Genomic DNA, 12,611 nt, shown 5'->3' with positions numbered 1-12,611 from the left:
AGTATGAAACTGCACCACTCACCTCCCCGTGCTCTGTAGTGTATCTGCTTACCCAAATACATTATAGCATGAGCAGGGTTGGAGAGTACTTTCATTAAATTTTGTGCCTTGAGCACAGCGAAAGGAATGATACTTAAAATGAAAAAAATATGGATTGTGTTGATCGCCGTCATTTTTCTCATATTAATTGGTTGTGCGAAAAGCGAAGAACCGGCCCAGCCCCAAGAACAACCCCCAGCCAACGAACCGGCTCCCCAGCCGGAACCTGAGATGAAGGAATTAACCCTGCTAACCACCCGATCAAAGGCTAGAACTGAAGAAATCATCAAACAGTTTGAGGAGAAGTCAGGAATTAAAATTAGGGTAAAATTTGAAATGCCGAAGGATATCATGGCCAACAAAGACAAACCCATTGATGCCGACGTAGTTTGGACATCAGATCTTGAATTTATCAACCGCCTGCAAAAGGAGAATCATGTGATTACCATAGTGAGTAAAAGTCCATGGGGAATGATGGCTAATACCGATAAAGTGAAGAATTTAAATTCAGCCATTAATGAATATGCCCACGGCACGATGTGGGCAAACCAAGTAGCATTCCCCGATGTCCGTCACAGCAATGGACTGGTGTGGGCAACCAACCTTTATGGGATTGACCCCAAGACAGAGCATTTCTTTGAAGATTTAAACAACATTGGGCTCTCCCTTTATCACGAGGAGTGGGGTGTGGCCAATAAAGTTTCCAAAGGGGAACAAACCATTGGTGTAGGCAATGTGTCTGACGCCCTTCATCATGCTGCCTTAGGGGATCCGATTACAGTTGCGCCGATTACCGGAAAATATGGAAAAACCCTGATGGTGGACAATGCGGTCATAAAGATAACCAATGCAGAAAATCAGGAAGAGGCAGAAGAGTTTGTCCGTTTTCTAACATCAGCTGAGATGGAAAAGATTTTAACGGATCAATATTTTGAAATTCCATTAACAGAGGGAGTAGCTGTCAATGAAAAATTAAAGCCTTTTATCGACTCGCCACAGTTTACCTTTAACTATGATGAATTAAAGCCCAAAATGGATGAAGTATCACGGGAACTAACGAAAATGTTTGGAGGGGAATTAACGGCTGAACTTCCTTATGATATCGGAAAGTTTAGGGACATTAAAAACCCCACATACGATGCCGATGTTGAACCCATTATTGCTACCCGTTGTCTCACATGCCATGCTGTAGAAAACGGGATGAGGCCAGAATTGGATTTCAGTAAACCCGATAAAGTAAAGGCTCAAGCGGAAAGCGGGACATTGGCTAAAGCCATTGGTCCGGATGGGCAGATGAGGACTTTCAGTAAAATTTCAGAGGAAGAGGTAGATGTCATCCTTAGATGGATTGATCAAGGGATGAAATAAGACATCATGAAACAGAGCCGGGTAAAAGAATTCGGCTTTGTTTTTTGTTAAAAAAACTTATTGACAATAAAGGGAAACACCTATAAAATGAAAACAAATACCATACCAGGGTATAGTTTTATAAAGGAGTGAATCATTATGGGCCATAATCATCATACTCATCAGTCAGAAGAAGGAAGTTGCCATCATTCCCATGAAAACAAATGGGAGGAGTTCCGTTTTTCAATTGCCGAAGTAGATTGTAAGAAATGTGCTGGACAACTGGAAGATGCTTTAAGAAGTATGGACGGAGTGAAGACGGCCATTGTAAACCGTCATACCCAGCAAGTTAAAGTAACCTATGATCCACAAAAGGTAAATGTTTCGACCATCCTGCAGAAAGCAAAGAGAGTAGGATGTCATGTGGGAGCCAGCAAAGTAAAGATAGGGGTGGAAGGAATTCGTTGCGCTTCCTGCATTGATAAGATCGAAGGATCCTTAAAAAAACAACCTGGAGTATTAGGAGCATCCGTTAACGTGGTATCAGGAGAAGCCCATATTGAGTACGTTCCTTCCCAGACCAATATGGCGGGGATTCGGGAAGCCATTGAATCAACAGGATATAAGGTAAAGGGAGACAGTAAACACGAGCATCATCATCATCACGATAACCATCAGCACCATGATCACGGCCAGCACCATCATCATGAAAACACTAGCTCCATGGATCATGAGCACAAGCACCATGACCATCAGACAAAAAAAGAAGAAACAAACAAACAAGATGCAACTGAAAAAGAGTATAAGACGCTGATGCTTAAGTTTATCATCAGCGCCATCATCTCTATTCCTGTTATTATTTTCAGTTATCCTGACTTATTTGGTTTTGGGGAAAGCATGCCGATGGGAAGTGATACCAGAAGGTATGTCTGGATGGGCCTTGGAGTGATCAGTTTACCTGTTATGATTTGGGGAGGATCACAATTTTTTACCGGCGCATGGTCGGCGTTTAAACATAGAAGTGCGGATATGAACACTTTGATTGCTATAGGAATCGCTGCTGCCTGGTTGTATTCAACAGTTGCCGTTTTGTTTCCCGGCATATTCCCAGAAGCAAAATTGGCCGAAGTCTTTTATGATGTCACCACTGTCGTGGTTGCTTTAGTGGTGTTGGGTTTGGCCCTTGAACTGCGGGCCAAGGGGCAGGCCAGTGATGCCATTAAGAAATTAATGGGATTGCAAGCGAAAACAGCAAGGGTATTTAGAGATGGAGAAGAGATCGATATACCCGTGGAAGAAGTGAAAATCGGAGATATTGTTCTTGTAAGGCCCGGAGAGAAAATTCCTGTGGACGGCGAAATCATAGAAGGTTCCTCATCCGTGGATGAATCCATGATCACCGGGGAACCCATTCCCGTTGAAAAACAAGTGGGGGACAAAGTGATTGGCGCTACAATCAACAAGACGGGTTCCTTTAAGTTTAAGGCTACCAATGTCGGGAAAGACACCATGCTTTCACAGATTATCAGGATGGTACAGGATGCCCAGGGAACCAAAGCTCCAATTCAAAGGGTAGTGGATAAGGTTTCGGGATATTTTGTTCCCATCGTCATGATTTTGGCAGTTGCCGCCTTTGTTATCTGGTATGATTTCGGGCCACAGCCCAGCCTGATCTATGGTTTAATCGTATTTGTCACAACACTAATAATAGCTTGTCCCTGTGCATTAGGGTTGGCTACCCCTACTTCCCTGATGGTAGGTGTTGGAAAAGGGGCTGAAAACGGAATACTCATCAAAGGTGGGGAAGCCCTTGAAACAGCCCATCGGTTAGATGCGATCGTCTTGGATAAAACCGGAACGATAACAAAGGGAAAACCTTCATTAACCGATGTCATCCCATACAACGGTTTTAATGGGGACGAAGTCTTAAGAATGGCAGCTTCTGTTGAAAAAGGTTCTGAACATCCTCTCGGTGAAGCGATTCTTCTTGGAGCAAAAGAAAAAGGATTGACATTAAGTGATCCAACCAATTTCTCTGCAATCCCCGGTCATGGAGTAGAGGCTACGGTAGATAATCGGATCATCCTGTTGGGGAATAAGAAACTGATGAATGTGAGAAAGATAGAGATCGGAGATTTGGAAGAGCAGGCCTTGCAGTTGTCTGATAAAGGAAAAACTCCGATGTACGTGGCTATTGATCACCAGATTGCCGGAATCATTGCCGTTGCCGATACGGTAAAAGAAGATTCCAAGGAAGCCATTCAAGCCTTGCAAGCCATGGGGATCGAAGTGATCATGCTGACAGGAGACAACGAAAGAACGGCCAAGGCCATAGCAAAAGAAGTAAACATTGATCGGGTTCTTGCTGATGTACTGCCGGAAGAAAAAGCCCATAACATTATGAAATTGCAAAGCGAAGGAAAAGTGGTTGCCATGGTGGGTGACGGGATCAACGATGCCCCGGCCCTTGCCCAAGCTGATGTCGGGTTAGCCATTGGAACAGGTACTGATGTAGCGATAGAAGCTTCTGATATCACCCTGATTAAGGGAAGTTTGTCTGGTGTGGTAACCGCCATTAAGCTTTCGGCGGCGACCATGAGAAACATCAAGCAAAATCTTTTTGGTGCATTTATCTATAATGCTTTGGGACTTCCTGTCGCTGCCGGATTACTATATCCATTCTTCGGAATATTATTGTCCCCGTTAATTGCGGCTGCTGCCATGGCATTTAGTTCCGTTACAGTCATAAGTAATTCACTTCGGCTAAAGCGATATACGGCAAAATAAGGAGGGTGTAAATCATGACAGTTGACCAAATCCTTGTCACATTAGGTGGAGTTGCGCTAATCATTTGGATCGTCTGGTATTTCTTCTTTTCAACCAATGAAGGGCAAAAAGCAAAAATAAGTGCAGATGGGGTTCAGGAGGTTTTTGTTACCGTAAAAGGAGGGTATACGCCCGATGTGGTCGTGGTAGAAGCTGGACGCCCGGTGCGATTCCACTTTCGTAGGGAGGAAACCGCATCCTGTTCAGAAAGAGTGGTTTTTGGCGATTTTAACAAAAGCGCCATCCTTCCGACAAATGAAACGGTAACCCTGGAAATAAAGCCCGAAACACCTGGAGAATATGCCTTTACTTGTCAAATGGGGATGTTTCGCGGTAAGATGATCGTTGAGTAACTGAAATGAGGGCACCTTAATCCCAGTGTGGGAATTTCGGTGCCCTATTCATATGTCTGACTATAGGTGTGGAATTAAAGATTCACACGTCCGCTTATCGAGTTCGTCACAGAAGTGATTCAGTTCCGCTGCAAGTCTAAAGAACGGAGCCCTCAAAAACATCTGGGTATTTCAGAGTTGAAGTCAGTTTGAGGGCTAAGTCCCGTTCTTTAGCCTCTTCGCTTAAGTCCGAACTCGAAGGCTGTCCTTAGTGAATTCTTTAATTCCGGCTATATGCTCTTAGCTCCATCATATAGTTTTCTTTTATATCTTTACTCCTTTGGATCAGACATAAACTTGCCTGCTACGGCATAATGATCCTTCTTCAAGTCCTCAATAAAAACGTGAACTCTTTCTGCAGGGACATTGACGGTTTCGCAAACCACTTTAGTTATTTTTTCCATCAGTTCTCTTTTTTGTTCCGGGGTGCGCCCTTCCAACAATTCAATCGTAACAAATGGCATATGTACACTTCCTTTCATATTTAACATGTAATGGGTTAATTGAAATGATCATTAATATAATATTACCATATTGATAGAAGCAGAGCATCAGGAGAGCGTTGAAAATTGCTTTTATCAGAAAATATAGGTTAAAATATTGCGTAAGCGGATTCCTTTTTTAAGGAGAGATATCATGGATTTACTTCATCCTAATAATAGCAAAAAAGATAAGAAAAATCGTTCAGGGCTCGGAATTATCAGTGCCACCAATACCCATGGCTCCTTTGGGGCAGGGGTGCTGGATTTGAATTCACTTGCTCCGGTCATTATTGACGGGGATGAAGCCTATGTGGATATGGGAGCTCTTCATGCTCGAAGCCAAGTGGAGAAAGGGATTAAATTTTTGACAAATAAGGAAGATGTACCGAATGGAAAACCGTACTGGATTGTATGGGTGGCAATGGACAGGAATGAAAAGGGACCTTATTATGCCGGGGTAGCCGCATCCTTTATGTTAGTGGACAGGGAAGCAAAAAGGGGATATAAGATATTGGCCGAACATGTCAATAGAATGGATGATGCTTTAAAAAGAAGAATTCGGTTAGCAGAGATGGATGACCGAAGCAAAAGAGCATTAAAAAAATTGTTGGTTGAGCAGAATCCCGAATTCTGGGAAAACTCCAGGGATGAATTAAAGGAAAATTTACAAGTATAACCAGAAATTTGTCTAATTTATGACAAATTCATTCCTTGAAGGAAATACCACTTGTGGCTAATTGTCACCTTTAAAGTTGTCATGTAAACTAAGACTAGTAGATGCACACACTACTAGGACATAAATAAGGTAGGGACTATTTGGTCCTTACCTTATTTATTTTCTTCAAAATTCCGTATCATTTTCTTCTTGAAGAGAAAGAATAAAAGTAATTTCTGTAAGAGGTGATGCAAGTGAAAGGTGAAGATCATTTTGCTCAATTTGGAGGGGTTCATTTTACCAATCATGTTCCTCCCGAAGAGATAAATGTTTTTGTTCGGAATCTGCCGGCCGGCAAAAGAGAAAGCTTATTCGAAGTTCTTAAAGAACTTGAACAAGCCAAATTAATTACGATTCATAATGATGGCGTATGGGCAGATGGTCGCGGACGAATAGGTGGCAGTGATGAGTGCTGACTTTCACGTGTCGGGAGAATCTTCATTTTTCCACCAGTTGCGGATTTTATCCCAAAAAGATTTTTGCTCAGGGGAAGAAGTATTATTTTCTTCACCATCCTTTAAATGAAGCTTGCAATACTCTGTGGGTTCGGTTCCTGGCAGAAAATACATTAGAACCTGCTTCGGACAAGATTCAGTGGCTAATAATCCATCATCGGGATTTACATAGGCTGAAGTAACTCCAGAAGGAACCGGGAAAATTTCTGGAGGCTGGCCAGCCAAGGCATCAGCCATAAATTGTCCCCAGATTTTTTTTACCAATGTTCCGTCATTCACCGGATTTAGCTGCCTGCCCATATCGTAACCGATCCACACGGTCGCTTCCAATTGCGGGGTATAGCCGGACAACCAGGCATCATAGTCTGTTGTTCCGGTTTTTCCGGCAACGGGTCGATTCAACTGTCCTGCTATGGAGTAGCCTGTTCCACCTTCAGCAAAAACAGTTTGCAGCATGGATGTCAGAACAAAGGCGGTTGCTTCATCCACAACCCTTTCGCCAATTGGCTTATTTTCAACCAGCACCGTACCGTTTCTATTGGTAATTTTTTTAATCGCCCATGGTTGTATTCTTTCCCCCCCATTGGCCAGGGTGGAATAAACGGTAGCCATTTCATAAGGGCTGACAGCTGCACTCCCTAAAGCAAGGGATGGGAGGGGTTTTAAGGGAGTGGTGATTCCCAATTTTTTGGCCATCTCAATAGTCGTCTCTGGTCCAATGAGCATATGGGTTTTTACGGCATAAATATTGTCCGACTGGGCTATGGCCCTTTGGAGGGTAATAAAATCATTCGGGTATTTTCCGCCAAAATTCTCCGGGGCATATACTTTTTCCTTGTCATAGGTAAATACGGTAGGTTCGCTTTTCATCAAGGTAACCGGAGTAAAGCCGTTTTGCAGTGCCGCTAAATAAACGATAGGTTTAAAGGATGAACCGGGTTGTCTTTTGGCAAAAACCCTGTTGAATTGGGTGGTTTCATAGTCATTCCCGCCAATCATGGCTTTAATTTCTCCGGTTGATGGTTCAACGGCGATTAAGGCTGCCTGAAGGGGACGGTCCTTTGGTAGGTAGGTTTCCATTGCGTTTTCCGCAGCCTTCTGAAGGGTAAGATCCAAAGTGGTGTATACATGTAACCCACCTTGTTTAATATCCTTCTCTGAAAAACCGTAGATGTCCTTTAACTGTTGTACAATATAATCGGTAAAATAGGGTGCGTCATTGGGGCGAACCCTTTCATTTTTTTTCGTGAACTGAAGGGGTTCCTGAAATGCTTCTTCCGCCTCCTTCTGGCTGATGTATCCCTCATTTACCATGGCTTGAAGGACAATCTGCTGCCTTTCTTTTGCCGCCCGATAATCCAGAAAGGGCGAATAAAATGCAGGTCCCTTTGGAATTCCGGCAAGCATGGAACTTTCCGCCAAGTTCAAATCTTTCGCTGATTTGCCAAAAAAGGTTTGAGCGGCTGCCTCGATGCCGTAGGCGCTGTGTCCATAGTAAATTTGATTTAGATAAGCTTCCAAAATCTCATCCTTAGTATAATTAAGCTCCAATTGGATGGTATATACCGCTTCTTTTATTTTTCTCTCCCAAGTTTTTTGTGAAGTAAGGAACAAATTTTTTGCCAACTGTTGGGAGATGGTACTGCCCCCTTGCAACTTTTCCATATGCTGCAAATCTACTAAAATGGCTTTAGCAGTTCTCTTAAGATCAAAGCCGAAATGGTCGTAAAATTTCCGGTCTTCAATGGATATAGTGGCTTTTATCAATAATGGGGAAATCTCGGAGAGTGAAATGCTCTTCCGATTCTCACCAGTAAATATGGTATCAATCACATTTCCGTTCATATCGTGAATGGTTGTCGTTTCAGGAATGCTTGACTTGGGCAAAGGTTGAGATTGAAGATAAATGATAAATAAGGTCAATGCAGCAAAACTTAAGACCGAGACGATAAATAGAAAGCGAAAAGATTTTATTACCAAACGAATCAATCGGATGATTCTTGGCTCGCGAACCATTTCCACAGGTTAGCCCCCCCTTTCCCGATCTCCAAAGTGCTTTTTTACTTCTTATCATTGTTGACTCATATAGGGGGTTTTATACGAAGTGACAAGAGTAGAGGAATCGAGAAAATATTTTTTCTTGCTTTTTGTGCGAGATTATATATAATTTATTTGTTTATCCTGTACCTCATGGGCATTGAGGTTAAGTTATTGGGAAAAATAAAAGTGATAGATATTTTTTGAATGGAGTGATGAGCATGGAATTGTGGTATACGGAAAAACAGACGGAGAACCACGGCATTACCACGAAGATTACCAAAACTTTACATACTGAACAGACAGAATTTCAGAAGCTGGATATTATTGAGACCAAACAGTTTGGCAGGATGCTTGTTTTGGATGGAATGGTGATGACCACCGATGTAGATGAATTTGTGTATCACGAAATGATTGTCCATATCGCACTAAATACCCATCCCAATCCAAAGAAGGTCCTGGTAGTCGGCGGTGGTGATGGCGGAGCTATCCGGGAGATTTTAAAGCACCCGGAAGTAGAGAAGGCCGTATTGGCTGAAATTGATGGAAGAGTCATAGAAACCAGCAAAGAATTTTTTCCACAAATTGGCGGGAAACTGACGGATCCTCGGGTGGATGTACAGGTAGTGGACGGAATCAAACATATCCATGACCATATAGGTACTTATGATGTCATTATGGTGGATTCAACAGAACCGGTAGGACCTGCGGTGGGCCTGTTTGAAAAGGGGTTTTATCAGGGGATTTATGATGCACTGAAGGAAGATGGAATATTGGTTGCCCAAACAGAATCCCCCTGGTTTAATGCGGACCTGATTCGCCGTGTGTTTGCGGATATCAAATCGATATTTCCCATCGCCAGACTGTATACGGTTAGCATACCTACCTATCCAAGCGGATTATGGAGTTTCACCCTGGGTTCAAAAAAGCATGATCCCCTTCAGGTGGAAGATTCTCAATTAAAAGATTTGGATACCAAATATTATTCGCCACGAATTCACAAATCAGTGTTTCAACTGCCTAAGTTTGTGGAGGATTTGGTTAAATAGGAGGATACGTGATGCGGTTTAATGAAGCTTATTCCGGTAATGTATTTATCGGAAGCCACGACAATTATAAAGAAGCGAAAGCCGTCATATATGGAATGCCTATGGATTTTACCGTAAGCTTCAGACCCGGTTCCCGTTTTGGCCCGGCCAGAATTAGGGAAGTATCCATTGGGTTGGAAGAGTACAGCCCTTATCTGGATAAAGGTCTGGAAGAGGTCAGATATTTTGATGCCGGAGATATTCCCCTTCCCTTCGGAAATCCATCCAGAAGCTTGGAGATGATCAAAAGCTTTGTTTCTAAAGTGCTGGCAGACGACAAATTTCCCTTGGGATTAGGGGGAGAGCATTTGGTCACCTGGCCAATCATACAGGAAATGTATAAAAAATATCCTGATTTGATCTTATTCCATATCGATGCCCACGCCGATTTGCGCACTGATTATGAAGGAGAGCCGTTGTCCCATTCAACTCCCATCCGAAAGGCCATCGATTTAATGGGGGGAGAACATGTATACCAGTTTGGTATTCGTTCAGGAACAAGGGAAGAATTTGAATTGGGCAAAAAATACGGACAGATGTTCAAATTTCATGTTCTTGAACCCTTAAAGAAGGTACTGCCCAAAATAGGAAAACGTCCGGTTTATATTACCATTGATATTGATGTATTAGACCCGGCCTTTGCTCCGGGAACAGGAACCGCTGAAGCTGGCGGAATCACCTCCAGCGAGCTGTTGGCCTCTATCCATGCCATAGCGGAATCCAATATTCGCGTCGTCGGGGCTGATGTAGTTGAGGTTGCTCCAGTATATGATCCCACGGAACAAACCCAAATTGTTGCTTCTAAATTGGTGAGAGAAATTCTTCTTGGGTGGGTGAAATAGAAGGGTGGACATGAAATCATTGGTCCTGGATCCATAGGAGGATACTGAGGGGTATGAAATGGGAAATGAACATGAAATAAAAGTGATAGTCAAAGTAACTCAACAGAATCGAAACGAACAAAAGATTGAGGGATGGTTGATTCAGAAAGCCCATTCGGTCTATATACGGTATCCGGAGAAGGAAATGGGGGAGACTACCACAATCATCAAGCTTGAGGAAGGGAAAGTTACGATAATAAGAATGGGCGAAATAAAGATGAAGCAAATTTTTCAAGAAGGCTTGGAAAGCATTTCTTATTATGAGACAGCTTATGGTATCATAGAGTTGTTGGTTTATACCCATTTCCTTCGGATAGAACAACAGAACAGGAATCACTGGAAGGTTTTTTTGGATTACGATGTCAGTTTGAATGAAGGAATGAAGGAAAGAAAGACGATTTACATCGAGGTGAAAGAGGAGGCCGCCCCATGAATATCGTTGAACAAGTTCAGGAAAAGATGAAGAAAGCCATCATAGAAGCGGTGGTGAAATCAGGAATTGCTGCACAGGAGGAAATTCCTCCTGTGGTTCTGGAAGTTCCCAAAGAAAAAAGCCACGGAGACTATGCTACCAATATGGCGATGCAATTGTCCCGTGTAGTCAAAAAGCCCCCAAGGCAGATTGCAGAGCAACTGGTTTCCCATTTTGACAAAGAAAAAAATGACGTGGAAAGGATTGAAATTGCCGGACCCGGCTTTATTAACTTTTTCATGGATAAGAGATATTTGACAAGGGTGATTCATCAAATTCTGAACGCTGGGGACGAGTATGGGCGAACAGACTCGGGTAAAGGGAAAAAGGTCCAAGTGGAATTTGTCAGTGCCAATCCTACAGGCAGTCTGCATTTGGGACATGCCAGGGGGGCTGCAGTGGGTTCAACCCTTTGTAATGTTTTAGATATGGCGGGATATGATGTGACAAGAGAGTACTACATCAATGATGCAGGGAATCAGGTTCACAACTTGGCGAAATCCCTTGAAGCCCGCTACTTTCAGGCGCTTGGACAAGATTTTCCCATGCCGGAAGATGGCTACTTTGGACAGGATATCGTGGAAATGGGTGAGGAATTGGCCAAGACCTATGGCGATACATATGCAAATGGCTCAGATGAGGAGAGATATACCTTTTTCCGTACATACGGTTTGGAAAAGCAACTGGAAAAGATTAAAAAAGATTTGGCTGATTTCCGGGTTCATTTTGATGTCTGGTTCAGCGAAACCTCTCTATATGAATCCGGTGCTATCGATAAGACCTTAGAATTGTTGAAAAAAAGAGGGCATATCTATGAGAAAGATGGAGCGGTTTGGTTCCGTTCCACAGATTTTGGGGATGATAAGGACCGGGTAATGGTAAAGGGAGATGGTACATATACCTACTTAACCCCTGATGTGGCTTATCATGAAAATAAATTTCAGCGAGGCTTTGATCAGGTGATTAACATTTGGGGTGCCGATCATCATGGGTATGTGCCGAGAATGAAGGCGGCCATTGAAGCCCTTGGACACAATCCGGAGCAGTTGACAGTGATCATTACCCAAATGGTGAGCCTTTATCAAAATGGAGAAAAGGTAAAAATGTCCAAAAGGACGGGAAAGGCAGTCACTCTAAGGGAGTTAATGGATGAAGTAGGCATTGATGCGACCCGTTATTTCTTTGCCATGAGAAGTCCAGATGCCCACCTTGATTTTGACATGGATCTTGCCGTTTCCAAAACGAATGAAAATCCGGTTTTTTATGTTCAGTATGCCCATGCCCGGATCTGCAGTATCTTCCGGCAGGCTGAAGAAATGGGAATCACTTTTGCTCCTGAGCCAGATGACTATGAGCGATTAACCCATGAGAAGGAATTGGATATTCTGCAAAAATTGGGAGCTTTTCCTGGGGAAGTGGCCTATGCTGCCGAGCAATTAACCCCGTACCGTCTAGTTCGCTATATCCATGACCTTGCTTCCCAATTCCATAGCTACTACAATGCCGAGAGAATTCTTAATGGTGATGATGTGCCTTTAACTCAGTCCAGATTGGCCCTGTTGAAATGTATTCAGACGGTCATTAAGAATGGATTAACCTTAATTGGTGTGAGCAGCCCGGAAAAGATGTAAGGATTAATACAATAATGAGGTGTGTTGTTGACATGAAGGAAATTCTACTCTCCACAGTTACAGGAATAGTCGTCGGATTTATTTTCGCCCTATTCAGGCTGCCCATTCCCGCTCCTCCGGTGTTGGCAGGAGTAATGGGTATCTTCGGTATATATATCGGAGTTCGGTTGTTTCAATGGATAAGCAGATGGTTTTTTTAAAACCGTCTGCTTTTATATTTTTAGATATGATCATGGATGGAACTAA

The 12,611-nt window shown here is 43.0% G+C and carries 12 protein-coding genes; 10 read left to right on the top strand and 2 right to left on the bottom strand.

Annotated features, from left to right (window positions below):
• The first annotated feature begins 108 nt into the window (after positions 1 to 108).
• The 3 genes from L1765_RS09075 to L1765_RS09065 all read left to right on the top strand — a co-directional run bounded on the left by L1765_RS09075 (position 109) and on the right by L1765_RS09065 (position 4,565).
• Positions 109 to 1,407: an ABC transporter substrate-binding protein gene (locus L1765_RS09075; protein WP_236406468.1), complete on the top strand. Its 1,299-nt coding sequence runs from the start codon at positions 109 to 111 to the stop codon at positions 1,405 to 1,407.
• 138 nt (positions 1,408 to 1,545) lie between these two features.
• Complete coding sequence (locus L1765_RS09070) at positions 1,546 to 4,173, top strand: heavy metal translocating P-type ATPase (protein ID WP_236406467.1); 2,628 nt, start codon at positions 1,546 to 1,548, stop codon at positions 4,171 to 4,173.
• A 14-nt stretch (positions 4,174 to 4,187) separates the two neighbouring features.
• Positions 4,188 to 4,565, top strand: coding sequence for a cupredoxin domain-containing protein (locus L1765_RS09065; RefSeq protein WP_236406465.1), 378 nt, complete (start codon positions 4,188 to 4,190; stop codon positions 4,563 to 4,565).
• A gap of 311 nt (positions 4,566 to 4,876) precedes the next feature.
• Here the strand turns inward: L1765_RS09065 and L1765_RS09060 are convergent, their stop codons facing one another.
• Positions 4,877 to 5,095, bottom strand: coding sequence for a 2-hydroxymuconate tautomerase (locus L1765_RS09060; protein ID WP_407942239.1), 219 nt, complete (start codon positions 5,093 to 5,095; stop codon positions 4,877 to 4,879).
• A gap of 145 nt (positions 5,096 to 5,240) precedes the next feature.
• Between L1765_RS09060 and L1765_RS09055 the strand changes: the two genes are divergently transcribed.
• Together L1765_RS09055 and L1765_RS09050 are read left to right on the top strand one after the other, a co-directional pair.
• Positions 5,241 to 5,762, top strand: coding sequence for a YwhD family protein (locus tag L1765_RS09055; RefSeq protein ID WP_236406462.1), 522 nt, complete (start codon positions 5,241 to 5,243; stop codon positions 5,760 to 5,762).
• A gap of 227 nt (positions 5,763 to 5,989) precedes the next feature.
• Positions 5,990 to 6,217 (top strand): hypothetical protein, encoded by a 228-nt coding sequence (locus L1765_RS09050; RefSeq protein ID WP_236406476.1) that lies wholly within the window; start codon positions 5,990 to 5,992, stop codon positions 6,215 to 6,217.
• A gap of 3 nt (positions 6,218 to 6,220) precedes the next feature.
• On the opposite strand, the gene L1765_RS09045 is transcribed toward L1765_RS09050, so the two are convergent.
• Positions 6,221 to 8,272, bottom strand: coding sequence for a transglycosylase domain-containing protein (locus L1765_RS09045; protein ID WP_268928817.1), 2,052 nt, complete (start codon positions 8,270 to 8,272; stop codon positions 6,221 to 6,223).
• Between the two features lie 242 nt (positions 8,273 to 8,514).
• On the opposite strand from L1765_RS09045, the gene speE reads away from it, so the two are divergent.
• From speE to L1765_RS09020, 5 genes are read left to right on the top strand one after another with little or no spacing between them, the layout of a single operon-like run.
• Positions 8,515 to 9,342: a polyamine aminopropyltransferase gene (gene speE, locus L1765_RS09040; protein ID WP_236406458.1), complete on the top strand. Its 828-nt coding sequence runs from the start codon at positions 8,515 to 8,517 to the stop codon at positions 9,340 to 9,342.
• An 11-nt stretch (positions 9,343 to 9,353) separates the two neighbouring features.
• Positions 9,354 to 10,223 carry an agmatinase gene (gene speB / locus L1765_RS09035; RefSeq protein ID WP_236406457.1) on the top strand — a complete coding sequence of 290 codons (870 nt, stop codon included), beginning with the start codon at positions 9,354 to 9,356 and terminating at the stop codon, positions 10,221 to 10,223.
• 58 nt (positions 10,224 to 10,281) lie between these two features.
• Entirely contained in the window at positions 10,282 to 10,695 is a 414-nt protein-coding gene (locus L1765_RS09030) for a DUF1934 domain-containing protein (RefSeq protein WP_236406456.1), read from the top strand.
• Positions 10,692 to 12,365 (top strand): arginine--tRNA ligase, encoded by a 1,674-nt coding sequence (argS, locus tag L1765_RS09025; protein WP_236406455.1) that lies wholly within the window; start codon positions 10,692 to 10,694, stop codon positions 12,363 to 12,365. Before L1765_RS09030 ends, argS begins: the two co-directional genes overlap by 4 nt.
• A 32-nt stretch (positions 12,366 to 12,397) precedes the next feature.
• A complete protein-coding gene (locus tag L1765_RS09020; RefSeq protein WP_236406454.1) occupies positions 12,398 to 12,565 on the top strand; it encodes a XapX domain-containing protein in 168 nt (55 codons plus the stop codon).
• The last annotated feature ends 46 nt before the right edge of the window (positions 12,566 to 12,611 follow it).

Source organism: Microaerobacter geothermalis, from assembly GCF_021608135.1.
GTDB lineage: Bacteria > Bacillota > Bacilli > DSM-22679 > DSM-22679 > Microaerobacter > Microaerobacter geothermalis.
Note: the sequence above shows the minus strand (reverse complement) of the source record. Positions and strands in the feature narration are given on the sequence as shown.